At 28.6% G+C, this 25,289-nt stretch carries 20 protein-coding genes; 6 read left to right on the forward strand and 14 right to left on the reverse strand.

Annotated features, from left to right (window positions below; genetic code table 11):
- The 5 genes from ACRDDE_RS09330 to ACRDDE_RS09350 form a co-directional block, all read right to left on the reverse strand.
- Complete coding sequence (locus ACRDDE_RS09330; protein WP_438626988.1) at nucleotides 1–1,128, reverse strand: ABC transporter ATP-binding protein; 1,128 nt, start codon at nucleotides 1,126–1,128, stop codon at nucleotides 1–3.
- Nucleotides 1,129–1,652: 524 nt separating this feature from the next.
- Entirely contained in the window at nucleotides 1,653–2,726 is a 1,074-nt protein-coding gene (locus ACRDDE_RS09335) for a 2,3-butanediol dehydrogenase (protein WP_438626989.1), read from the reverse strand.
- A 248-nt stretch (nucleotides 2,727–2,974) separates the two neighbouring features.
- A complete protein-coding gene (locus ACRDDE_RS09340; protein WP_438626990.1) occupies nucleotides 2,975–4,903 on the reverse strand; it encodes a sigma-54-dependent Fis family transcriptional regulator in 1,929 nt (642 codons plus the stop codon).
- Between the two features lie 260 nt (nucleotides 4,904–5,163).
- Nucleotides 5,164–6,546 carry a peptide MFS transporter gene (locus tag ACRDDE_RS09345; protein WP_438626991.1) on the reverse strand — a complete coding sequence of 461 codons (1,383 nt, stop codon included), beginning with the start codon at nucleotides 6,544–6,546 and terminating at the stop codon, nucleotides 5,164–5,166.
- Nucleotides 6,547–7,012: 466 nt separating this feature from the next.
- Nucleotides 7,013–9,001, reverse strand: coding sequence for a tetratricopeptide repeat-containing diguanylate cyclase (locus ACRDDE_RS09350; RefSeq protein WP_438626992.1), 1,989 nt, complete (start codon nucleotides 8,999–9,001; stop codon nucleotides 7,013–7,015).
- A 165-nt stretch (nucleotides 9,002–9,166) separates the two neighbouring features.
- Here ACRDDE_RS09350 and ACRDDE_RS09355 point away from each other — a divergent pair, with 165 nt between their 5' ends.
- On the forward strand, nucleotides 9,167–9,472 hold the full coding sequence (locus ACRDDE_RS09355) for a hypothetical protein (RefSeq protein WP_438626993.1): 306 nt from the start codon (nucleotides 9,167–9,169) through the stop codon (nucleotides 9,470–9,472).
- Nucleotides 9,473–9,939: 467 nt separating this feature from the next.
- Nucleotides 9,940–10,191, forward strand: a complete 252-nt coding sequence (locus ACRDDE_RS09360) for a hypothetical protein (protein WP_438626994.1) — start codon at nucleotides 9,940–9,942, stop codon at nucleotides 10,189–10,191.
- A 187-nt stretch (nucleotides 10,192–10,378) separates the two neighbouring features.
- Here ACRDDE_RS09360 and htpG read toward each other — a convergent pair whose 3' ends face one another.
- Nucleotides 10,379–12,253: a molecular chaperone HtpG gene (gene htpG / locus ACRDDE_RS09365; RefSeq protein ID WP_438626995.1), complete on the reverse strand. Its 1,875-nt coding sequence runs from the start codon at nucleotides 12,251–12,253 to the stop codon at nucleotides 10,379–10,381.
- Nucleotides 12,254–12,440: 187 nt separating this feature from the next.
- Here htpG and ACRDDE_RS09370 point away from each other — a divergent pair, with 187 nt between their 5' ends.
- From ACRDDE_RS09370 to ACRDDE_RS09380, 3 genes are all read left to right on the forward strand, one after another.
- A complete protein-coding gene (locus ACRDDE_RS09370; protein WP_438626996.1) occupies nucleotides 12,441–13,103 on the forward strand; it encodes a TetR/AcrR family transcriptional regulator in 663 nt (220 codons plus the stop codon).
- A gap of 76 nt (nucleotides 13,104–13,179) precedes the next feature.
- Nucleotides 13,180–15,273: an efflux RND transporter permease subunit gene (locus ACRDDE_RS09375; RefSeq protein WP_438626997.1), complete on the forward strand. Its 2,094-nt coding sequence runs from the start codon at nucleotides 13,180–13,182 to the stop codon at nucleotides 15,271–15,273.
- Between the two features lie 2 nt (nucleotides 15,274–15,275).
- Nucleotides 15,276–17,144: a hypothetical protein gene (locus ACRDDE_RS09380; protein ID WP_438626998.1), complete on the forward strand. Its 1,869-nt coding sequence runs from the start codon at nucleotides 15,276–15,278 to the stop codon at nucleotides 17,142–17,144.
- A gap of 45 nt (nucleotides 17,145–17,189) precedes the next feature.
- Here ACRDDE_RS09380 and ACRDDE_RS09385 read toward each other — a convergent pair whose 3' ends face one another.
- Complete coding sequence (locus ACRDDE_RS09385) at nucleotides 17,190–19,181, reverse strand: ATP-binding protein (RefSeq protein WP_438626999.1); 1,992 nt, start codon at nucleotides 19,179–19,181, stop codon at nucleotides 17,190–17,192.
- Between the two features lie 205 nt (nucleotides 19,182–19,386).
- On the opposite strand from ACRDDE_RS09385, the gene ACRDDE_RS09390 reads away from it, so the two are divergent.
- The gene (locus ACRDDE_RS09390) at nucleotides 19,387–20,628 is read left to right on the forward strand and encodes a peptidoglycan-binding protein (RefSeq protein WP_438627000.1); all 1,242 of its coding nucleotides are present in this window, start codon (nucleotides 19,387–19,389) and stop codon (nucleotides 20,626–20,628) included.
- 128 nt (nucleotides 20,629–20,756) lie between these two features.
- On the opposite strand, the gene ACRDDE_RS09395 is transcribed toward ACRDDE_RS09390, so the two are convergent.
- From ACRDDE_RS09395 to ACRDDE_RS09425, 7 genes are all read right to left on the reverse strand, one after another.
- The gene (locus ACRDDE_RS09395) at nucleotides 20,757–21,230 is read right to left on the reverse strand and encodes a cupin domain-containing protein (RefSeq protein WP_438627001.1); all 474 of its coding nucleotides are present in this window, start codon (nucleotides 21,228–21,230) and stop codon (nucleotides 20,757–20,759) included.
- A 1-nt stretch (nucleotide 21,231) separates the two neighbouring features.
- On the reverse strand, nucleotides 21,232–22,323 hold the full coding sequence (eutH, locus tag ACRDDE_RS09400; RefSeq protein ID WP_438627002.1) for an ethanolamine utilization protein EutH: 1,092 nt from the start codon (nucleotides 22,321–22,323) through the stop codon (nucleotides 21,232–21,234).
- Nucleotides 22,324–22,325: 2 nt separating this feature from the next.
- Complete coding sequence (locus ACRDDE_RS09405; RefSeq protein ID WP_438627003.1) at nucleotides 22,326–22,883, reverse strand: BMC domain-containing protein; 558 nt, start codon at nucleotides 22,881–22,883, stop codon at nucleotides 22,326–22,328.
- Nucleotides 22,876–23,148 carry a EutN/CcmL family microcompartment protein gene (locus tag ACRDDE_RS09410; protein WP_438627004.1) on the reverse strand — a complete coding sequence of 91 codons (273 nt, stop codon included), beginning with the start codon at nucleotides 23,146–23,148 and terminating at the stop codon, nucleotides 22,876–22,878. The genes ACRDDE_RS09405 and ACRDDE_RS09410 overlap by 8 nt, the downstream gene beginning before the upstream one ends.
- 13 nt (nucleotides 23,149–23,161) lie before the next feature.
- A complete protein-coding gene (locus ACRDDE_RS09415; RefSeq protein WP_438627005.1) occupies nucleotides 23,162–23,842 on the reverse strand; it encodes a TIGR02536 family ethanolamine utilization protein in 681 nt (226 codons plus the stop codon).
- A gap of 14 nt (nucleotides 23,843–23,856) precedes the next feature.
- Complete coding sequence (eutD, locus tag ACRDDE_RS09420; RefSeq protein ID WP_438627006.1) at nucleotides 23,857–24,489, reverse strand: ethanolamine utilization phosphate acetyltransferase EutD; 633 nt, start codon at nucleotides 24,487–24,489, stop codon at nucleotides 23,857–23,859.
- Nucleotides 24,490–24,501: 12 nt separating this feature from the next.
- Nucleotides 24,502–25,289: hypothetical protein (locus ACRDDE_RS09425; protein WP_438627007.1), on the reverse strand; the 788-nt coding region annotated here is incomplete at its 5' end.

Here is a 25,289-nt window from a genome sequence, read left to right on the forward strand (position 1 = left end):
CTATTCCTCCTCTACTTCTAAATACTGCTGACTCAGTGTAGTAACTAAACTACTTTTTGTAACTAATCCCTGAACAATTTTATTTTCATTGATAACTGGAATAGCTGAAATTTTATGTTTGTTAGTAATATTTAATGCATCTAAAATAGTATCATTTGGCGTAAGTATTGGAGTTTCATTCTTTACAATGTCCCCAATTCTTTGAGACTTATTTTCTATATTTCTTATAAATTTAGCTTTTACAACTCCTATAAACTCTTTACTTGTCGCGTCATTAACTATAAGACTATCAACTTTATTTCTTCTCATTTTCTCGATACACTTTAAAATTGGTAGTTCTGAACCGCACATAATTGGATTTTCAATCATGATATCTGAAATTTTTATAAATTCAGGAGATGACCATATACGATTTTTACCTATGAAGTTTGATACAAAGTTATTTATTGGATTTTTTAAAATATTTTCAGGCGTGTCATACTGTACTACTTTTCCGTCTTTCATTATGCATATCATATCTGCAATTCTTATTGCTTCATCCATATCATGCGTAACAAATATAATAGTTTTTTTGAATTTTGACTGTAATTCTACAAGCTCATCTTGTAAATCTACTCTTGTAATTGGATCCAATGCTGAGAAAGGCTCATCCATTAATATTATCTCTGGATCTGTTGCAAATGCTCTTGCTACACCTACCCTTTGTTGCTGTCCTCCACTTAGTTCAGAAGGATACCTATCTAGGTATTTTTCAGCATCAAGTCCTACCATGTTCATTAATCTATACGTGCTCTCTTCAATCTTTGCATTATCTACTTTTTCAATTTTAGATATGATTTCAATATTTTCTCTGACAGTCATATGAGGAAACAATCCCGTTTGCTGAATGACATATCCTATATTTCTTCTAAGTTTAATAGGGTCTATCTTTGAAATATCTTTTTCATCTATATAAATTTTTCCGTGACTTGGTTTTATTAATCTATTAATCATTTTTAGTAATGTTGTTTTTCCGCATCCACTCTCTCCAATGATAGCTACAAGATTCCCTTTTTCTATTTCGAAAGAAACGTCTGATAAAACATAATTACCATTAAACTTTTTTACTATATTCTCAAATTTGAGCATAATACCCCTCCCATCTTATTAACAAACAACTTCTTTTTTATTTAAAAGTTGTTTCTTGTCGTAATATAATATTACACTTAAATTAGCACCTTGTCAAATTTCACTAAACAAAACAAGAGAGATAAATAGCATATTTTAGCCACATTTCAAGCTTTTCTTCCAGCTTGTGTAGCAAAACTTCCTTGCCCTTATTCATAAAGAAGGAGCCTTATATATTGCAGCCACATTTCAAGCTTTTTTCTAGATTGTGTGGCAAAACTTCCTTGCTCTTACTCATAAATAAGGAGCCTTATATGTTGTAGGCACATTTCAAGCTTCTTTTCTGCTTGTGTGCCAAAACTTCCTTGCTCTTACATACAGAAGGAGCCTTATATGTTGCAGGCACATTTCAAGCTTCTTTTCTGCTTGTGTGCCAAAACTTCCTTGCTCTTACATACAGAAGGAGCCTTATATGTTGCAGGCACATTTCAAGCATTTTCCCAGCTTGTGTGCCAAAACATATAAGGCTCCTTCTTCCCTCAACTTTATAGCAACTCTTTATCCGGAGTAACTAAAATCTTAACATGTTTTTTCTTTTCAGGTCCAGTTAACGTACCAAACCCTTCTTCAACAATATCATCTAAATGAATCTTCTTAGTTATATAACCTTCAGCTTTAATTCTTCCATCATTCATTTGAGCCATAGTTGCAGGAAACTCATGTCTATAAGCTAGCGTTCCTACAATTTTCTTTTCAGTAAACACCAAATCATTAGGATTAAAGTTTATAGGATTTTCCCAAATACTAGTTATAACCATAGTCCCTTCAAACTTTAAACTCTTAATACCTATATCAAACCCTATTTGTGCTCCAGTAGTTTCAAATACAGCATCTACACCCAATCCATCAGTAAGCTTTTTCACTTCTTCTGCTATATCAACTTCATTAGGATCTAAAACAAAATCCGCTCCTGCTCTTTTAGCATACTCTTGTCTAATAGACTTTCTTTGAAGAACAACTACTAACTTAGCTCCTGCTGCTTTTAAACATTCTATAGTTGCTAACCCTATTGGCCCTGATCCTAATACTAATGCACTATCCCCTATTTTAAAATTAGATATTCTAATTGAATGTAGTGCAACAGCCATAGGCTCAACTAATGCTGCTTGTTCATAATCCATTCCATCTGGTATTTTATGAATAAATTCTTCTGGAAAAACTGTATACTCAGCAAGTCCGCCTCCACTTCCACAAAGTCCATGGAAACCTAAAGATGAACATAAATTATACTTACCTTCTAAACAAGCTTCACATTTACCACATGCTACAATAGGCTCAACTATAACTCTATCTCCAACTTTAAATTCACTTACATCTTCACCTATTTCTACAACTTCCCCTGAAAACTCATGTCCTAAAACTACAGGTGCAACTCCTTTACTTACAGGATGAGGTTGCCCTACTGGAATAAATATAGGTCCTCCTAAGTATTCATGTAAGTCTGACCCACATATTCCACACCATTTAACTTTAATTTTCACATTATTTTTTGTAGCTTTTGGCTCTTCAATATCTTCTACCCTAACATCTCTTTTTCCATACCATAGTGCTGCTTTCATTCCCAAATCCTCCCTAAGTTTCATTATATAAACTGTTAATTTATTCACATTTTATATAGCAACCCCTATGCCAACATATAAGTTACATATTTTATTTATTATAATTCTGTTGAAACCTAGTATTTTCAAGGAATTATGTTATTTCTTTATATTTGTATAAATTTATAATTTACAAATTTACTTAAAATAAAAATAGCAAGTGTATCATTTTAATACATTTGCTATCCCATTTTGATACACTATATATTTTATGTTTCATTTTGATACATTATATTATATTTATTAATTTTCCTATATAATGTGGATCTTCCTATATTTAATAATTTAGATACCATAACCATGTTTCCATTACACTTTTTCATAGCTTCTTGTATGGCTTTTTTCTCTAAACAATCTAAAGGTATTATTTCTTTTTCTTTGTTTTGTTCATCTTTAAACATGTTTATATTATCTAATCTACTTATACTTATTAAGTTGTTTTCACTCAGATAATAATCTCTTTCTATTATATTTCTAAGCTCTCTTATATTTCCTGGCCAATTATATTTTTTTAATTCCTGTATATATGAAAAACTAACCTCTACATTATCACTTTTGTTCTTATAGTTCAATTTTTCTACAAAGTGATTAACCAACACGTCTATATCATCTATTCTTTCTCTTAAAGGAATAGTGTTTATATTCATTACACTTAACCTATAATATAAATCTTCTCTAAAGTTCTTTATAGCTATTTCATTTTTTAGTATCCTATTTGTTGCCCCAATAATTCTTACATCAAGTTGCTTTTCATATGTACCACCAACTCTAATCACTTTTCCATTATCTAAAACTCTAAGCAATTTACTTTGTGTATCTAGTGGTAACTCACCTATTTCATCTAAAAATATTGTTCCTCCATCAGCTAATTCAAACTTTCCTGGATGACCTTCCTTTGATGCTCCAGTAAATGCTCCTTTTTCATATCCAAATAATTCACTTTCAACTAATTCCCTAGGTATAGATGCACAGTTTATAGCAACAAAAGGTCCATTTTTTCTTTCACTAAAATTATGTATTGATTGGGCAACTAATTCTTTTCCTGTTCCACTTTCCCCTTCTATCAAGATATTGCAATCTGTTTTCGATATCTTCTTTGCAAAAGAAATCATACTTTTCATTTTTTCATTTTCAGTTATTATATCTTCAAACTTATACTGAGCTTTATATCCCACTACTTTGTTTACTAATTTATGAACTTTCTTTGCTTCATTGAAAGTTATTACAAAACCAGTATTGTTGCCATGTGTATTTAATGTAGTTATATTTACTACACACTTTATTCTATTAGAATTAATATAAAAATCGCACTCTATATTAGTTACTCTTTTATCTTCATTTAAAATCTCATAAAAATCTATATCTTTTAATATGTTTTCAACATTTATCTTTATTAAATTATCTAATGATGTATTTAATATTTTTAAAGCTCTTCCATTTACTTTTTTTATACTTAAATCTTGATTAACAACAATCATACCTTCTGATATAGAGTCAAAAGTAATGTTTAGTAATTTATATGAAAGAGTTAAAGCTAATTGATTTTGAATTGACTTAGCTGCAGCTGTTACAATTCCTAGCGTATGTGAATGTGCATCATAATAATTTCCAGACATATTTATACAACCTATTAATTTGTTATCTTCATCATAAATTGGAGATGCAGAACAAGTCCAAGAATGTTGATTTTTACCATAATGCTCTGCTCCTATCGTTTGAATAGGTTTGTTAAGATATATAGCTGTTCCTATTGCATTTGTTCCGACTATATTCTCAGTCCATAGCTCCCCCTTTAAAAAGTTTAGCTCATTGGCCCTATCCATTATATCCTTATCACCAATAACTTCGATAATATATCCATCTTTATCAGCTAACATAATTGCAAACCCTGAACCTGAAACCATACTATATATACCTTCCATAATAGGATTAGACACAGAAATAAGTTCACTATTTTTTTCTATTAAACATTTAATATTATCATGCTTTACACTTCCACAACCATTATTGTAATCAACTCCATAAGACTTACATCTTATCCAAGAATCTCTTATATCTTTTCTAACACTTAAATCAACTTCCCCTGTATTAATAAATCTCTTCCACGCATTTTCAATAAAGTTTATATAATCTCCCATATGCATAACTCCAATACCTGTATATTTACTAATCTATATATATTCTATTTCAAATACCAACCTTATACAATCACCTTTCAAAATAAGATGGATAGATAATATATTTTAGGCACATTTCAAGCTTTTTTCCAACTTGTATAGCAAAACTTCCTTGCTTTTTCCCCAACATAAATAAGGAGTACTATTGTGTTTTAGCTACATTTCAAGCATATTTCCAGCTTGTGTAGCAAAACATAATAGTACTCCCTCTACTTTATTATCTATGCTATAGACTTTTCTTTTGCATTAGACTCTTCATCTTCTACAAGACGATTTAACTTTTTATCAAAGATAAATAGTAATGCAGCTGCAACGAATAATATAACAGGTATAACAGTGTATACAGTTATCATATCGAATTTTAAAGTAAAGTCATATAAATATCCGTAACTCTTTCCAGCAACGAAAGTTGCGAAAGTCCAAACTCCCATTAAAACTGCTAATACTCTCTTAGGAGCATACTTACTTACAAATGAGTTTCCAAGTGGTGAGAAGAACATCTCTCCCATACTTAATAAAACTCCAAATGCAACTATCCAAAGTATACTAGCCTTAGCTGTATCAGGAGCACCTATTCCTCTTGCAAACTCTGCTCCAACTAGCATAAAGAATGATAATCCTAAGAATATAAATCCTAATCCAGTTTTCTTAAATAAACTTATATCCCCTTGAGATCTCTTTGAAAGCTTTAACCATAAAGCTGCAAATATTGGACCTAATACTATACAAGTTAATGCATTTAATGAGTCAAACCAAGCTAAAGGTACTTCAAATCCTCCAACATTCATATCAACGAATGCTGCACCATAATCATAAACTGCAAGGTAAGTTAAATACCAGAATAACCAGAATAATACAGAGAAAGCAGAAACTAAAACTATAGCCCATATTCTCTTTTTATCTGTACGAGTTAATGGTGTACTCGCCTCAGCATCAGTTTTTTCAGCAACGACACCTTCTTTAAAAGGTCTCTTTCCTGCATCTCCTAAGAATCTCCATCCAAATATAAACCATAATCCACCTACAACACATAAGATTGCTGCTATAAGGAAACATTGAGAGAATCCTAAAACTCCATTTTTAGCAAATGTCTTAAGGTATAAAACTCCAACTGCTGTAGTTCCTACAAAAGAACCTATATTAACAAATGAATATTGAACAGAGAAAGCTGAATCTAACTCTTCTTGATTCTTAAACAATTGTCCATTTACAGCTGAAACATTCCCTTTGAAAAACGCTGTCCCAATCGCTACTAAAATAACCATTAACCCTACCATAGATGATGATGTGGCTATTGATCCTACATAATAACCTGCCCCCATAATAAACATACCTAAAGGTATCGTATATCTAGCACCTATCCATCTATCAGATATATATCCACCTATTATAGGTGAAAGATAAGTAAATGCTACAAGGTTTGCTTGCATCATAGCTGCTTGACCTTTTTCTATACCTAAACCACCTTTAACTACTGCTGTAATTAAGAAAATATAGATTAGATATTTTGAAGCATAGTAAGCTGCTCTCTCAAATGCAAATGTAGTTGCACAAATATAAAATCCCATTGGAAATTTATTTTTTTTCACTGCTGTTGTACTCATAATTTCACTCGTCCTTTCTTAAGTATAATATAATTTCAAAATCAATTGATGATAACTTAAGATAATTACGTATGTTATTGTTTTCCTGGTCCCTTTATTCGAGGTTAACGTTTTCATTTTAAATTAAATAATTCAATCATAATGTCTGATGTCATACCTCAATGCCCTCTATACAAAGCCCCTCGTAGTTATCTTGTTGACTAAATATTATCATATCCGACAAATTTGTACAATCCCTTAAATTATAAATTAATTATAAATTTTCTTTTTGTTTATAATCTTCAAACATATTAGAATTTTATTGTTAAATTTTTCATAAAAAATTCAGGCAACCAAAGTTGCCTGACCTATTTTAACTTATACTTTTTCATTTATTTATAATAGTACTTAGAAATCCCAATTTAAATTTAATTTTTTTCAATTTACAACAATCTCAATATCGAAATTTCCTCGGAAATACGATATTTTAAAAGCAAGTATATCTATTTCTTCCATTTATCTTGGATTTGTATAATCTTTCATCCGCATCTATTATAATCTTTTCTACATCTTCTTTAGAACTTATTTTACTATACTTAATTCCTATACTAATAGTTACTCTATCACTAACTGCAGAAAATTCATGTTTTATATTTTCTTTGTATAATTTGTCTCTTAAGATACTTATTAACAATAAACTTTCCTTTAAACTTCTTTCTGATACAACAGCAAACTCTTCTCCACCATATCTAAATACATAATCTTGACTGAATGTGTTTTCCAATATTTTAGCTACTTTTTTTAATACTTCATCGCCTTTTAGATGACCATAATTATCATTGAAATTCTTAAAAAAATCAATATCTATCATTATAAAAGTAATTTCTTTTTTATCATCTGAAATTTTTTCCAATACATTGTAAAAGTGTCTTTTATTATATACATCCGTTAAAGGATCTTTTATAGAAATTTCTTCTAAATCTTTGTTTAGCCTGTTTATCTTACTATTTTTTATAGCTACTATAAGTGCTAGTATAGAAATTAATGCTAATAAAATTATAGAAAATAATAATTTAATATTTTGAGATTTTTGGCTTTCTTTATATATTTTAGCTTGTAACTCAAAAAATATTGTATCTGTAGATTCTACATTTTCAGATTTATTTTCATATTCGTCCAAAATTTTATTATACTTTATGATATTTTTATAATCATTGTTTTCTTCTGTCAAATTGATTATATCTTTTAATACAGTTATATATATATCTGATTTTATACCTCTTTTTTTAATTTCATTTAATAATTCATTATAACTTTCTAGGGTTTGTGAATATGTGATACTTGAATCATTTTTATAATCATTTCCAATCTCTAATTTTTTTAAATATAAATCTGAATTAGAATAAGCATTTAAAGAATTTTCATCATATAGTTTATTAGCTTTATCTAAGTATTCCTTAGACATTTTTACATTATCTTTATCTAATTTAACATTTGAATAAACCATATAAAGCCATATTAATTCTTTATTTTTTTCGCTAGGTTCTAATTTACTTGCAATCTCTTCGTACTCAAATTTTAATTTTTCTGCTTTTTCATTTTCATTTAATTTAAAATATGATTCCATTAAATACCCTATCACTGACAAATTTTTGTCATTCATTTTAAACTTATCATCCTTAAGAATAGACTCATATACATATGCAGCTTTTTTATAATTTTCTTGAACGTAATAATTTTCGCCTAAGTTTATAATTGCTTTGCACATATTTTCATAGTCTTTATTCTCATATGCAATTTTCCATCCCTCCATAACATAAGTTAAGGATAAATTAAATTGCCCATTAGACCTATACAAAGATGCTAAAAAATTATACTCTTCCATTTTTGTTTTATCTGTACTTTCTAACTTTATAGCTTTTTCCATTAAGTCAATGCTATCGCATATACTTCCTTTATATCTTAAATTCATTCTTGCTAGCGAAAAGTAAAAATTTGATAGTTCATCAGTTAAATTTGATTTAATTGCCATTTTTTTAGCTTCTTTAAAGTATTTTTTAAATTGATTAATATCATTTGTACGAATAGCATTAAATGATAAATTTCTATATATTTTAAAATCCACTTCACTATTTTTATTTTCCATATATCCAATAGATTTTATTAAATAGGTATTTGATTGTTTATAGTTTTTTTTAAACGACTCTATTTTACCAAGAGCATAATAACTATTTTTAATATTTTTTTTATTTTTTAGGAGCTTCTGATTAAGCTCATTTTTTAATTCATTTTTTATTTTATCTTCATATAAATTTACATCTTGTTCAGATAGACCCCCTACCATTTTTTCATTTTCAGTGTTTATTAATCTAATGGTATATATATTATCATATATACCATCTATGGCTATCACTCCCAAAGATATAAATGCTATAACTAATACACATATAAATATTTTTTTCATATTGTTTCTCAAAATGTTTTCTCTCCTCAAATGTCCCGTGTTTAAACTGTATTAATATTACCCTTAAATTTATATTACCAAACAATCACTAAAAATCAGTATAAAATTTTGTTACTTGACTTTTATATTATAAAGTGACTACGATTATAGTAAATATGATTTCTAGGGGGTTTTTTAATGATTGGTACTGAAATTGGAATAAGAGCTATTCTAGGATTATTGTTTATAGCTTATGGACTTATAGTTTCTGGAATAGAAAAGTACAAAGGACTTCCTTTCTTTTATTCTAAAGACCAGATAAATGGTTCAATAAATGGATTTATATGCTTATCTGTAGGGGTACTATTATTATGGACTAATCCAAGACAAGGTATACTTTGCGCTATTATTGCTATTGCTTTATACGCTATAGTAAAATTTTCAGTAGGCAAAGTAGTTGAGAATAAAATAAAAAAGCAAGAAAAAAATAATAAAAATATGTAAAATCAACCTGATAAATAATAACTAATAAGGGTTCATTATTATACTCAAAATACGCCAAAGCTTTTAGCTTGTATTTTAATATAATAATGAACCCTTTTATACTAATTTCATTTTAATATTCAACTTAATACACTATATAAATACTATATTGTATCTATGGAGCTTACACAGTTTTATTCTTTCTTTTTTGGTTTAGATATCCAATTAATGTTATAACTGATAATATAATCATAAAACATACTGATAATAATTTTTTCATAATCATGTCCCCCATACTTTTCTGTTATTTTACAAACATTGTGTTTTTACAATTCAAATATACCATTTTTGCATATATATATCAATCTATTTTCGGAACCTTCCAAATTTTCACACCGATTATCACTTTTAATATTCAATTTATTTTTCTCCACGCATATAATAAATTAACTACCATTAAAATTATCTATAATGAGGATGTGTTAAATATGTTTACCAAATTAGTAGGTCTAAGATTGGTTATAGGTATATGTTTAATAGGTTATGGCCTTTTATTAGCTGCACTTGAAAAATATGATAGTTTGCCTACTTTTAATACTAATTTCAAAGTAAATGGATTTACCTTTATGGTAGTTGGAGTATTAATCTGTTCTACTAGCTTTCTAAACTTTATAATTTTATCAATAGCTTCAATATCTCTACTGCTTATTGAATCTTATCTCATAAATAAAAATTTATAACACAAAAGTGAGTAATATCATATTTTAGCCACATTTCAAGCTTCTTTCTAGCTTGTGTAGCAAAATATGATATTACTCACTTTAAATTCAATTCCACTAAAATAAATAAGGAGTATTGATATGATTTAGCTACATTTCAAGCTTCTTTTCAGCTCGTGTAGCAAATCATATCAATACTCCTTTATTCCTATAATCCTATTAACATATTCATAAGTTTATTATTTCTACTTATAAACTCATCTAACTCTTTAGCGTCTAATTCTTTATTTGCAAGTAATGCAACATCTACAATTTGATTACATATTAATTCTATTTGATCTTTCTTACTTTCATCATCTTTTAAAGATACTAACTTTTTAATTATAGGACTATTGTCATTTATAACTAAAGTTTTTTCTTCTTCAAAACTCATTCCAAGATCCATTCCTGCAAATTGAGATTTCATTTCAGCCATTCTTCTAGATTGTTCTGATACTAATATTATAGCTGTAGTATCCTCGCTTTTTAAGCTTTCTACAGAATAATCTTTTACTTTATCTTTAACATATTCTTTGAATAAATTTTCTATTTCTATTTTATTTTCTTTATTTTCATCTTCATTTTTGTCTTTTAATACATCTGATAAATCTGCATCTATTCTATTAAATGTAACTCCTTGATTTTTAAATTCTATAAAAGATATAAAATGATTATCTATGCTAGAGTCTAGTATAACTGCATCTAAATCATAATCTTTAAATAGCTTAATGTATTGTGATTGCTGTTCTTCATCACTTACATAGAATACTTTATTTTCATGTTTTTCCTTACATTTTTCTAAGTAATCATTAAGTGTAATATAATTTGAATTTATATCTTTAAATAATAAAATATCTTTTATCTTATCGTAGAATCCTTCATCTTTTAAACATCCAAACTTAATAAATACTTGTATATCATCCCAGAATTTTTCAAAATTGTCTCTTTCATTTTTATAAAGTGATTTTAGTTTATCTGCAACTTTTTTAATTATATGTTTAGATATTTTACTTACATCTTTATCGTTTTGTAAGAAACTTCTAGATACATTTAACGGTAAATCCGGACAATCTATTACACCTTTTAGTAATAATAAGAACTCTGGTATAACTTCTTTTATGTTATCTGCAACGAACACTTGGTTATTATACAATTTAACCTTACCTTCTATAAGTTCAAATTCATTTTTTAATTTAGGGAAATATAATATTCCTTTTAAATTAAATGGATAGTCTACGTTTAGATGTATCCAAAATAATGGTTCATCAAATGTATTAAATACTTTTCTGTAAAACTCTTTATATTCATCATCTGTACAATCTTTTGGAGATTTTAACCATAAAGGATAAGTATCATTTAATGGTTTTATTTCATTTTCACTATTTTCATCTTTTTCTTTTGAACTATCTTTAACATCTAAATATATATTCACAGGTAAGAATGAACAATATTTATCTATTATGCTTCTTACTGTATATTCTTCTAAAAACTCTTTGCTATCATCAGCTAAAAATAAAGTTATAGTAGTACCTCTTGATTTTCTATCTTCACTTGCTGAAAGTTCATATTCTGTTTGCCCTTCACTTATCCATTTTACAGCTTGAGCGTCTTCTTTATATGATAAAGTGTCTATTTGAACTTTGCTAGCTACCATAAATGCTGAATAAAAACCTAATCCAAAGTGTCCAATAATATCATTTTCTTCGCTCATTTTATCTTTATATTTATTTACAAAGTCTTCAGCGCCTGAAAATGCAACTTGATTTATATATTTTTCAACCTCTTCTTCAGTCATCCCGATTCCATTGTCTTCAAATATAAGAGTTGAATTGTCTTTGTCTATTGTTACATTAATTTTATAATCTTGTTCTTGCTTGTTTTCTACTTCCCCTAGTGATACTAATTTTTTGTATTTATTTATTGCATCACAACCATTACTTATAAGCTCTCTTACAAATATATCCTTATCAGAATATAACCACTTTTTTATTATAGGAAATATGTTTTCTGTATGTATTGATATGTTTCCTTTTTTGTTTTCCATATTTATCTCCTCCTTAAATTTATATTTATTAAATAAAATTGGGATAAAGTAAATCCCCCTACATTTATTATTTTATCATCTTTGTTAGCACTGTCAATACTAGAGTGCTAATTTTTTTAAAATAGATTGCAAATCAAAAAAATGTTGTTAAAATGATACTATAAACAAAATTAAAGGGGTGATCAATGTGGAGTTCGAACACAAGGATGACATTAGAAATACAATAATACTAGAAGCATCTAAGCTTTTTATTCAACAGGGGTATACAAAAACAACAATAAGAGAAATAGCACAAGTCTGTAATTTAGGTCGAGGTCATTTATACTACTATTTTAAGAAAAAAGAAGATATTGTTTTGTATCTTTATAAAAACTTAATTGAAAAAATTTATTTTCATACAAAGAGATCAAGTAGTGAATCTATAGATCCTCTACTTAGTTATGCTATAACCCAATATATATACATAAAGACTATAGCAACTAACCAATCTTTATTTAGAGTGTACATAGAAGCATCTGAAATAGACTCAGTAAGAAAGGAATATCTTAAAACTCTAGGTGAAATATTAAAAGCTAACTTAAGAGAGTTAAATTTTGATTTTAAAGAAAAGGATATAAGTCTAAGCATTGTAATTGGTTCAGCTGGGGAAGATGAACTTTTGCGTAGATTTTATAAAAATGATATAAACTTGACACTAGATGAAATTATTGAAAGTACAATAAAAACTAGGCTTCTACTATTAAATATAAGCCAAGAAAAAGTAATTCAAATTATTTCAGACACTAAAGAATCAACTAGTAACATAGAAATTAATGAAATAATAAAAAACATAAATATACTTGACATATAGGTTGTACTACTCATACAATCTATTCTGTAAACAAATTTGGGCATGCCTAAATATTTTAGAGGGGGGTAAACTTTAGATGAGGGGATTGTCAAAACAAATAGCTAAAAGAAGTAAGTTAATTTTAGTAATAGCTATATTATTATTAGTTCCATCAGCAATTGGCTTTTTAAACACAGACATAAACTATGATATCTTAAGTTATTTACCAGATAATTTATCGACAACTCAGGCAGAGAAAATACTTAAAGACGAGTTTGATTGCGGGTCTTTGGCTATGTTAATAGTTGAAAACATGGAAGATAAAGATGTAGCTAGGCTCAAAGAAAAATTAACCAAAGTTGAAGGTGTAAAAGATGTTTTGTGGGTTGATGATGTTGTAGATTTATCAGTCCCTAGAGAACTTCTACCAAAGGATGTAACAGATTTATTGTATACTGAAAATTCAACTCTTATGGTTATAAAATTAGAAGAAGGTTCTGCAGCTCTTAAAACATTAAATGCTGTAGAAGAGATCAGAAAAGTTACAGGAAAACAAGCATTTCTAAGTGGTATGGCAAGTATCATAAAAGACACTAAAGACATTTCAGATAAAGAAACTCCACTATATGTAGTAGTTGCTGTAATACTTACATTAATAGTTTTAAGCTTTACAATGGATTCATATGTTACTCCATTTATATTTTTACTTAGTATAGGATTTGCGATAATCTATAACTTTGGTAGTAATATAATATTTGGTGAAATTTCTTATTTAACCAAGGCACTAAGTGCTGTATTACAACTAGGAGTTACCATGGACTACTCCATATTCTTACTTCACAGGTATGATGAAGAAAGAGAAAAATATGATAGCCATATAGATGCAATGGCTGTAGCTATTTCAAATACCACAACAGCAGTGTTTGGTAGTTCATTAACTACAGTAGCAGGATTTTTAGCTCTTTGTGCAATGGATTTGGCCCTTGGAATGGATATGGGCTTAGTTATGGCAAAAGGAGTTTTGCTAGGAGTTTTATGTACAGTTACTATACTCCCTGCTCTTATACTAATCTTTGATAAGCAAATTCATAAATACAAACACAGACCAATTTTACCTACATTTAAAAAATCATCAAAAATAGTTGTTAAACATTACAAATTATTAGTAGTTTTATTTTTATTGATGTTTATACCATCTGTAATAGGTTCATCAAATGCAAAAGTTTATTACAACCTAGACGAATCTTTACCTGATGATTTACCATCTATAGTTTCTACAAACAAATTAAAAGATGACTACAAGATGAATAGTACAAATATCATTTTGGTTAAAGATTCACTTGATTCTTATAAAGTTGACCAAATGATTAAAGAAATTGAGAATTTAGATGGAATAAATTCAGTTGTTGCACTTGAAAAAGTAATAGGTCCTGCAATAGTTGAAGATATACTTCCAAGTGATTTAATAAGCTCAGTTAAGTCTGGCGGATACGAACAACTCATAGTAAATTCAGAGTATCGAGCTGCAACAGATGAAGCTGGTATTCAAATAGATAAGCTAAATAACATAGTTCATAAGTATGACAGAGACGGTCTAGTTGGAGGAGAAGCACCTTTAACTGATGACCTTATAAAAATTGCTGACACAGATTTTAAGAAAGTAAGTTTAGTATCTATAATAGCTATATTTGTAATTATAGCCATAGTATTTAAATCACTTTCTCTACCTATTTTATTAGTTTTAGCAATTGAATCAGCTATATTTATAAACCTTGGAATACCTTACTATACAGGTACTGTAGAACCTTTTATAGCATCAATAGTAATAGGTACTATTCAACTTGGTGCAACCGTTGACTATGCAATACTTTTAACTTCTAGGTTTAAAGAAGAGTTAGCTGTAAATGATAATAAGTTTGAAGCTATGACAGCTTCAATACAAAGCAGTGCAAGATCAATTGTAACAAGTGCTTTATCATTTTTCTCCGCTACAATAGGTGTTGGACTTATTTCTAAACTAGAAATGATAAGTGCATTATGTTCACTTATGGCAAGAGGAGCTATCATAAGTATGTTTATAATCATTTTTATGCTTCCTGCAATTTTATTAGTTTGCCACAAATTTATAATAAAAACTAGTAAAGGGTTTGTGACTCCACAACCTAAAAATTTAAATAAGGGGGATATATAAGGATGAAAAGAATTAATTTACCAAAGGCTTCAATAGCTACTTTAACTACACTTATGATATTTTTAAATACTGGGATTTGCTTTGCAGATGTAAAAAAAGAAGAAACTGTATATGCCATATTAAACAATAATGGTAGTGTTGAAAAAACTATTGTTTCTACTTGGATAAACAGCGATGAGAAACTTGGAAAATTTACTGATTCTAGTAATCTTAAAAATATAAAAAATGTAAAAGGTGATGAAAAACCTGTAATAAATGATGATTCAGTTGAGTGGAATGTCAACAAAGAGGATTTATACTACCAAGGAGAGAGTTCTAAAAAACTCCCTATTGATGTAGATATTCAATATGAATTGAATGGCAAAAAAGTTAGTGCCAAAGAAATTGATGGAAAATCAGGTAAATTTAAAATAACTATCGACCTTAAAAATAATGAAAAGAAAATCCGTAAAGTAAATGGTAAAAATAGAGATATGTATGTACCATTTTTAACAGCTACTGAAGTTTTATTTGAAAGAGATAATTTTAAAAATATAAAAATAAATAGTGGAGAGCTTCTAGATGATGGTAAAAAATCTAGTGTAACATTTGCATCTTTCCCTGGTTTAAAAGAAAGCTTAGACTTAAGTAAAGATATAGAAGACTATTTAGAATTAGAAGATACACTAGTTATTGAAGGAAATGCTAATAAATTTAAAATGCCTAATATAATGGTTATGGCAACTCCAAAAATTCCAGAGCTTAAAGGAATTGATAAAAATTCTACGTTAGATGATTTATCTAAATCTTTAAATGATTTAAGAAAAGGTGGAGATGATTTATTAGATGGATCTAAAAAATTATTGGACGGAAATAATGAACTGAACACTAATTTCGCCAAATTTGATCAGGGTGTAAAATCTTTGGATAAAGGATCTAAGGATTTAAGTAGTGGTATAAATAAATTAAATCAATCAGCTCCATCTTTAGATAACGGTGCAAAAAGCGTAAGTAGCGGTCTTAGTCAGCTAAATGATTCTCAAGGTAAGTTTTCTAATGGTGTTGAATCTTTTGTAGGAAATACTAATAAGCTTTATGACGCTTACTCAGCTATTAACAATGGAATTAATAGTGCTAGTGACGGTGCTAATGCACTTAGTTCTGGACTTTCTAATGGAGCTTCTGGTGTAGATAGTTTAATAGCTTCTACAAATAATATAGACCAAGTTGCTGGAGGCTTAAACAATATAGCTGGAGCTTTAGATGAATCTAATCCAGAAGTTGCTAATCAATTAAGAGGATTAGCAGGTTCTTTAGGTCAAGTTTCTGAAGGTCAAAGGGGTGGCCTAAATAGTTTAAAAGATGGAATGGGCAGTGCTGTAAGTGGGGCTAATAACTTAAGTGCTGGGCTAGAAAACTTAAAATCTGGTTCAAATAGTTTTAATTCTAATTTCAAATCTTTAGTAGATGCTGGTTCAACTTTAAGTAGTAGTTCAAAACAATTATCAGCCGCTACTAATAAACTTGAAGATGGTAGTAAAAAGTTGGCTGCAGGAACTAGTGAATTAAGCAAAGGTACTAACCAACTATCTCAAGGTAGTAAAAGCTTAGTTAGTGGTACTAAAACTTTAAATGATAATTCAAGCAAACTTTTAAAAGGAACAAATGACCTAGCAAAAGGATCTAATGAATTATACAAAGGTGTTAATAAGTTAAAAAAAGATGGGCTAGATAAAATATATAAAGAAGGAAATACTAAATTATCAGATATACAAGGCTTAGTAGATGTTAAAGATGAAATAGTTAAACTATCTAAAGATTATAATAACTTCTCTGGTCTTAATAAAGATATGGATGGAAAAGTTAAGTTCATAATGAAAATAAATGAATAACATAAAAAAAGAAGCTATTTTCATAGCTTCTTTTTTACTCTTTATTTAAATATCTGATAACTCTAAATTAACGATTTTATTTGTATCTACATAATTTGAAGGATCATATTCTGGTAAACTTTCATCTATCTTTATAGGAAGAATAATTCTAAATAAAGATCCTTCTTGTAGTTTGCTTTCTATCTCTATCTTACCACCATGAATTTCTACTATTTCTTTTGATATACAAAGGCCTATTCCACTTCCTTCATTTTTTCTAGTATATAAATTATCTACTTGATAGAATCTTTGGAATATGTAGTTTAATTTACTATCCGGTATTCCTACTCCATTATCTTTTACTTCTATAATAATATCCTCTTTATCCTTATATATTGATAAATCTACAACTCCATTTTCATTTGTAAATTTAATTGCATTTGATAAAAGGTTTAATACTACCCTTTGTATTTGATAAACATCAACAGCAGTATTTATTTCTTCATATTTTGTATCAAATATCATCCCTATATTTTTTATTTTAGCGAATTCAATACTTGATTCAAAAACATCCTCTATTACGCTAACTATATTACAATTTTCTAAATTTAAACTAAGCATTCCACACTCAGCTTTTGTCATATCAATTATATTATTTGATATCTTTAATAATCTGTATGAATTTTGATTTATATTTTCTAGTTTTTCTATAACATCCTCTTCTTTAACTTTCCCCTTATATATATTGCATTCTAAAAGTTTAGTTGTGCCCAATATTATATTTATAGGTGTTCTTAACTCATGACTTAAGTTTACTATAAAATCAGTTTTTAACTTTTCACGTTCTTTTGCTTTTTCTTCATCTTCTTGTTGCTTTTTAATATCTTTTCTATACCTTGAAGCTGCTTTAGTAACAAATACAATAGATATTAAAAAGAATATAAGCAAAGTAAGTAATAAGTGTTTCATCCATGTTGGAGCTAATAATTCATATTGTCCTTTATTTATTAAGTTTACGCTTGTTCCTACATCAAAAGGATCTATATAATATTCATATATACTTTTATAATCAACATATGCCTTTGCCGATGGCTCTACCTCATTTTCAATCTTTTCAATAGGAGTTCCGTTTTTTATTTTAACTATCATATCACAAACAATCTTTGCATGTTCTTGCCCTATATCTACGTGCCCTCCAAGAATACCTGCATTTAAATAAGTCTGATCATTTGAATATATAGGTGCACTACTATACTTTTTGATATCATCTATTAAATCCTTAGGCTCTACATATCCACTTGATTTTTTGCACTGAAATTCACCAGCTATAATGTTTATAGTATCTGGTTTATCATCTGACTTTTTTAATTTAGCTATTATATCTTCAGTGTAGTTACTTTGTATGTAATTTATATCTATTTGATTGTTTAAATAAGTGTCTATCAATTTATTAATTTCGCTTTTTACAGACTCTCCATACTTAGACTTTTCAACTATTAAATTTATATTTTCAGTTTGTTGATTAAGTGAATAGACCAAGTTCATTAAACTTAAGCTATCGTCACCATGGTATATACCTGCCCTGTATTTTTTTTCTTCTTTGCTTCCATCTAGTTTTCCATCTATTCCACTAAATACTAATGGAATTTTGTAAAAACTACTATTAGTATTTAACACTTCTTTATTAAATACCTCAAAAGACTCATCATTTACAGTGTATATAGCATCTATACTTCCCCTTGGATACTTTTCATTTAACATGTGCTTTAATGACTCTATATATTCGTCATTATAGTTATTTCTAAAATCTAGATATTCGATTTTAAAGTTTATACCCTCATCAGGATTTTCTTTAGAATAAGATTTGAGCCCATCCATTATAGCCGCTTCCCAGTGATGTCCTTGATTGTATGAATTTAATACCAAAACATTAAATCCTCTAGATTCTTTTTCATATGCTTCATATGCTTCCACCCTATAATTAAACATTTGGAAAAAGATTATAAAAATAAATATTAATATAAAAATATATTTTTTCATTCCCCGTTTTTTTTTCATTAAAAAGTTCTCCCTGCCCTTACTTAAGTGTACTTCAAATATAATAATTCTACATAGAGTACCTTTTTACCTTCTGTTTTTCAAAATTTTTACATTTTTTAATTTATTCTATTTTCATCATAAAATTAACTTAATACTACAAATGGTACACTTTAAATATTTTATTCATACATATAAATTAATAGATTATTTAGGGGGGATTTTTTTGTATAAAGGATTATTGACAATTAAAGTAACTGATGAAATTACAAACTTCCCAATTGAAGGAGTTTCTATAAATATATGTGTAATGCCTAAAGAAGGAAGCACCAAAAGTAAATACATTTATAAAAATCTCATTACCAATTCATCTGGGATGGTAAAAAAAGTATCATTAGATGCTCCAAATTTTATTTACTCTCAAGTTCCTAATTCACCTAGGGCTTATAGTACTTATATACTAACAATATCTAAGGATGGTTATCAAACAGTTATAATACAAGGAGTTCAGATTCTCCCTCTTGTAGAAGCCATTCAAAACATTTCACTATCAAAAATTTCGGCTTTTACTACTACCAATAAAAAGATTTATAAAATCGGTGATAATGTATTATACGGAAATTATCAACCTAAAATACTTGAAGATGATTTAAAAAAGGTCCCATATGTTTTACCTAATGTTGTAGTTCCAGAATATATAATAGTTCATGATGGAATGCCAAGTGATAAAAATGCACCTAATTATTGGATTCCATTTAGAGATTATATTAAAAATGTTGCAAGTTCTGAGATATACGCTACATGGCCAACCGAAACAATATATGCAAATGTAGTAGCTATAGTTTCATTCACTTTAAATAGAGTTTATACTGAATGGTACAGAAATATGGGATATGATTTTACAATTACATCTACTACAGCCTATGACCATAAATTTATATACAATAGAAATATTTTTGATACTATAAGTGTTGTTGTTGATAATATATTTAATGTCTATATTCAAAGACCAAAAGGAAATCCTCAACCACTTTTGGCTCAATACTGTGATGGAATTCAAACTCAATGTCCTGGTAAAATGACTCAATGGGGAAGTAAATATCTAGGTGATCAAGGTTATAAATTTGATGAAATTTTAAGATATTACTACGGCCAAGACATAGGACTTCAAGGTACAGATATGATAAAAGGAGTTCCCTCTTCATTCCCTGGATATACACTTACACTTTGGTCTACAGGAGAACCAGTTAAAACTATACAAGATCAATTAAACGCTATAGCTAATGCTTATCCTGCTTTACCTAAAGTTGATGCTGATGGTATTTATGGTCCAAAAACACAAGAAAGTGTTCGTAAATTCCAAGAAATATTTAGAATGACCCAAAGCGGAAACGTTGATTTTGCTACTTGGTATGCTATATCTAAAATTTATGTAGCAGTAACTAAAATAGCAGAGTTTGAAATATAAATTAAAATAACCCAAAATAAATAGCGAAAGTGGTAATAGAAGTTTTAGCGACCTTCAAAGCATTCTTCCAGCTTTGGGAGCAAAACTACTGTTACCACTTTCGCAACTACAAAATTTTTAAACTTAGCTTAATTTTGTGAAGCCCAATCAGCAGGATAAGTTACATATATAAATCTAGCATAATTCTTAACTGAGAATTGTATACTACTACCTTTTGGTATTAATATTAATTCCCCTGCAGATGCTGATACCGTTTTTCCATTTATTATAATATCTAATGTTCCTTCTATTACATAATCTACTTCATCATAATTTAATGTCCAATCAAATGTAGTTTCTTTCATCTCCATTATTCCACATCCTAATCTAGGACTTTCTTCTAATGTAAATAAGTCTTTAGTATATACTACATCACTTGGGTTACCCGTATCTAATCTATTTGATTCATCAACTTTTACAGTTGGAAGTTTTATAGAAATTACTCCACTTTCATCTTTATCTCTTAAAAAGTCAACACTGCTTTCGCTGCCATTTATCTTTTCTTGTATAATTTGTCTTACTAACTGTTCTAACATAGATTTATCTAAATTCTTTATATCCATCTTAAGCATTCTCCTTTTTTAACATCTTGTTTGCTAATCTCATAGCTAAAATAACTGCAGTAATTCCTCCAACTAACTTAGCTACTATCATAGGTGCTATCATATCAGCATTAAATCCAGCAGTAAATCCTAAATGATCTCCAAATACAAATGCCGCAGATACAGCAAATGCCACATTTATAATCTTACCTCTATCATCCATATCTTTCATCATACCAAACATAGGTATACAGTTAGCTAAACTTGCTACTAATCCTGCTGCTGCTATATCATTCATTCCTAAAAGTTTTCCTAAAGCCATAAGTGGTTTATTGAAAACTTTAGTTATAACAAATACTAATGGGAATGCTCCAGCTAAAACTATAGCTATATCTCCAACAATTTCTATTCCATCGCTAATAGGTTTCATACCCGGTATTACAACAATTCCAGTTAAAGCTTCAACTATTGCTGCTGCAAGTCCTAAAGTTATTACTATAACAACACCTTTACCAAAGTAAGTAAATCCTTTTATCATTGCACTTTCAAACTTTAATAATCCTAAAGCTATTATTGCTGCAAATATTATTATAGGAATTAAGTTTCTAATTATCATCATTACATCAAATCCTGCAACTAACCCTCCTACAAACGCTCCTATAGGTATAGTTATTATCCCTGCAAGAATTCCTGTTGCTAAGAATTTTTGATCTTCTTTATCTATTATTCCAAGTGCTACTGGTATTATAAATACTATAGTTGGTCCCATCATAGCTCCAACTATAAGTCCTCCAAACAATCCTGCATTTGGATCTTTTGCAAGTTCCATTGCTAAAGGTGCTCCACCCATGTCATTTGCTAATATAGAACCTGCAAACATAGCTGGGTCAGCTCCTAGCATATCAAATACTGGAACTATAATAGGTCTTAATACATCTGCTAGTACTGGAGCTAAGCATATTACCCCTACCATTGCAACTGCAAGTGAACCCATAGCAACAATACCTTCTTCAAATTGTTCACCTAAACCAAATTTATTGCCTATGCACTTATCTATAGCACCCAATACCATAAATGCTACCATTATATAGATTATAATTTCATTTATACTCATGGCTATCCTCTCCCTATTAAATGTTTTATTATTTTTTCATCTACATGAGGCATTACTAAAGCTTGTATTACATCTTTGTCCTTCAACTCTTTTTTACCTTCATCTATTCCATAATTTACACTACTTAGACTTCCACAAACTATATATACAAGTTTTCCTCCTATTGCAAATGACAATTGAAGTTTAATTATGGTTGTATCGCTACTTTTTAATGTTTTGTCTAACGCTCTTAATCCTGCACATACTTTACTAGTTTCCATAACCCCTATACAATTAACTTCAGTTATAGTTTCGTATTTGTTTTTTAATGCGCCTATTATGCTTTCGTGTACTGAGTTTATAACAAAACTATCTACGATAAATCCTTGTGATATACTAAGTCCATACTCAATAGCAGTGTTAACTTCTCCTGTATCACCGCTTATAATTATAATAAACTTTCCAGGACAAATACTTTTTAAGTATAATATATCGACATAAGATTTTTTAACCATTTCATTAGACACTTCAATTCCCTTTGCAATACTTCTAAACTCTATAGAGCCTATGCTTTTATTCATCATGTACCTCTAGTGAATCTACAACGCCAACTATAGTAGCATCAACTGGTATAGATCTATCCTCCAAAGATTCTCTAGCTCCAGATCCTCTAGTAACTAATACTAAATCTCCATTCCCTGCTCCTGCATTATCAGCTGCAACTAAAAATCCATCACAATATGAATCTTTATCTTTTAAAAGTTTTAAAACTAATAATTTCTGTCCACATAATTTTTCATCTTTTCTTGTGGCCCAAACATTTCCAACTACTTTTCCAATCTCCATAAGAATATCTCCTTTACTCTTTGTCTAATTTTAAGTTGTGTATTCTTATAAAATCATTAGCTAGTGGTGTTATTATACTTTTCTTACCTAATAAAATTCTATCTATACCATTTATTTGAGGTTTTCTTAAATCAGATTCTGATATAAGTTTTTTACTTCTCAAATCAAGTGTGTTCTCGGTTAAATTTACATTTACTTTAATCTCTTTATTGTCTTTTGTATATTCCTCTTTGTAGTTAACCTTAGTTTCATTTAATATGCTTTTAGGGTTATTTATAATTTCTACTCCATAGCTCTTAATTTCTTTTTCAAAGTTTAAATATTTGTTATATAAAGTCTTAGGTGCTGTTTGTTTGTACCTTTTATATTCAAGTCCATCTTCCATTACATAAACTTTTTTTCCGCTCATAATCATCTTCAATATAAAACGTTCTTCATCTGATACGCTATTTCCCATAGCTAAATTACAAAGCCCTCTCAAACAAAGTCTTGATATTACTAAAACATCGCAATCTTTTATATCTTTATTGTAATTTAAAACTTTAAATTTATCATTTAAGAATTTATATTTTTCTTCATCTCTTTCCCACATTAATACACATTCAGGAAGATCATTGTTTTCTTTTACATCTTGATTTTCAAGTTTTTTATATATTTCATCTACTATAAATTCTATAAGCTTATCATAATCCATACATATCACCTACCTTATAGATTATCTTTTATTATTCTAGCTAAACATCCTTTGCTAAATCCACATGCATTGGCTTCATCATAATCAATATGCATATATGTCTCAAAGTTTTTGTTAACTCTTATAACAACATCGTCAAATATTAATGGTCTTTTTCCAAACACTTTAACTTTTACAACTTCATTGTCACAAACGTTGAACTTTCTAGCATCTTCTTCATTCATATGCACATGTCTTTTTGCTACCATAAGACCTTTTTCTAATTCAACACTGTCTTTTTCTGTATATATTTTTATACCTAATGTTTCGTTTAAATCTCCACTTTGCTTTATAGGTGCTTTTAATCCTAATTGAGAACAATCAGTTAAAGACACTTCAACTTGAGTTTGTGCTCTTTCTGGTCCAAGTACTATAACATTTTTAAATTCGCCTTTAGGTCCACTTATACAAACTCTTTCTTTACAAGCATATTGCCCTGGTTGAGACAAATCCTTTAGCTTTGTAAGTTGATAACCTACTCCAAATAATTTATCTATGTCCGCTCTACTTAAATGAATATGTCTTCCAGATGCTTCAACTTCTATAAATGCTTCTTTTTTTATTCTTTTTACAACTTCATCTACGATATTATCTAATGCTATATTCATGCTATCCTCCAACTATTTATATTTATTTGTTCTAATTTTATAGATCATAATCCAAAATACTGAGGATAATCGGTTTAAAGCTTTTATTAAATCTTCTCTTTCAACTTGCCCATATTCTCCTTTAAAAGCTTCATATGCAGCAAGTTCAACCTCTCTTGTTAGTGTTCTTATACTATTTATCTCAACTACCATTTCTCCCATTTCATAATTTGGAAACTCATGACCTATTCCAAAGTATTTTTTAGGATAATGAGATTGTTCTCTTAGTTCTTCAGGTGTCAATCCTAAAAGTTTAAATTCTTCTAATTTTTCTTCTAAAACTTCACATCTCATTATAGTTCTAACAAACACTAAAACTTCTTGAAGATCTTTTAGTAACTTTTTCATTTCATGCTTTTGACATAAAATCTGAGCTTGTAAAATTCTAGCTTCTAAGGAATCTACCTTACCTCTTAAAATAATTCTTTTATGATCTTTAAATACAAGTAAATTACCGTTTAAAGAAGTCATATGTTCAGGTTTTTCGTCTAAGTTAGCTCCAAATACAGTAACATACTTATATCTTTTTTCTTGTTTTACATCAGCTTTATCTTCACTAGCTTTATTTTTTTCTATTTCATCTAATGAATCTACGTATTTTAAAACTATATTTTTATCAGTTAAATACGATTTTGCTGAAGGAGTTATAATTTGCCCCTTTTCTATATAAAACTCTTTTACATCTGTATGTCCTATTTTTTTTCTTACTTCACTTTCTGTTAAAACACCCATATCCTCACAACTCCTATCGGATGTGTAAA

The organism is Paraclostridium sp. (assembly GCF_051656405.1).
Classification (GTDB): Bacteria; Bacillota; Clostridia; order Peptostreptococcales; family Peptostreptococcaceae; genus Paraclostridium.

Bases quoted from the DNA above. Each gene is read 5' to 3' on its own strand.
- eutH (WP_438627002.1), bottom strand. From the start codon at position 22,323: ATGAGTATAAATGAAATTATAATCTATATAATGGTAGCATTTATGGTA.
- ACRDDE_RS09355 (WP_438626993.1), top strand. From the start codon at position 9,167: ATGATTGGTACTGAAATTGGAATAAGAGCTATTCTAGGATTATTGTTT.
- ACRDDE_RS09330 (WP_438626988.1), bottom strand. From the start codon at position 1,128: ATGCTCAAATTTGAGAATATAGTAAAAAAGTTTAATGGTAATTATGTT.
- ACRDDE_RS09410 (WP_438627004.1), bottom strand. From the start codon at position 23,148: ATGGAGATTGGAAAAGTAGTTGGAAATGTTTGGGCCACAAGAAAAGAT.
- ACRDDE_RS09385 (WP_438626999.1), bottom strand. From the start codon at position 19,181: ATGAAAAAAAAACGGGGAATGAAAAAATATATTTTTATATTAATATTT.
- ACRDDE_RS09335 (WP_438626989.1), bottom strand. From the start codon at position 2,726: ATGAAAGCAGCACTATGGTATGGAAAAAGAGATGTTAGGGTAGAAGAT.
- ACRDDE_RS09405 (WP_438627003.1), bottom strand. From the start codon at position 22,883: ATGAATAAAAGCATAGGCTCTATAGAGTTTAGAAGTATTGCAAAGGGA.
- ACRDDE_RS09360 (WP_438626994.1), top strand. From the start codon at position 9,940: ATGTTTACCAAATTAGTAGGTCTAAGATTGGTTATAGGTATATGTTTA.
- ACRDDE_RS09340 (WP_438626990.1), bottom strand. From the start codon at position 4,903: ATGGGAGATTATATAAACTTTATTGAAAATGCGTGGAAGAGATTTATT.
- ACRDDE_RS09380 (WP_438626998.1), top strand. From the start codon at position 15,276: ATGAAAAGAATTAATTTACCAAAGGCTTCAATAGCTACTTTAACTACA.
- ACRDDE_RS09345 (WP_438626991.1), bottom strand. From the start codon at position 6,546: ATGAGTACAACAGCAGTGAAAAAAAATAAATTTCCAATGGGATTTTAT.
- ACRDDE_RS09395 (WP_438627001.1), bottom strand. From the start codon at position 21,230: ATGGATATAAAGAATTTAGATAAATCTATGTTAGAACAGTTAGTAAGA.
- eutD (WP_438627006.1), bottom strand. From the start codon at position 24,489: ATGAATATAGCATTAGATAATATCGTAGATGAAGTTGTAAAAAGAATA.
- ACRDDE_RS09375 (WP_438626997.1), top strand. From the start codon at position 13,180: ATGAGGGGATTGTCAAAACAAATAGCTAAAAGAAGTAAGTTAATTTTA.
- ACRDDE_RS09415 (WP_438627005.1), bottom strand. From the start codon at position 23,842: ATGGATTATGATAAGCTTATAGAATTTATAGTAGATGAAATATATAAA.
- htpG (WP_438626995.1), bottom strand. From the start codon at position 12,253: ATGGAAAACAAAAAAGGAAACATATCAATACATACAGAAAACATATTT.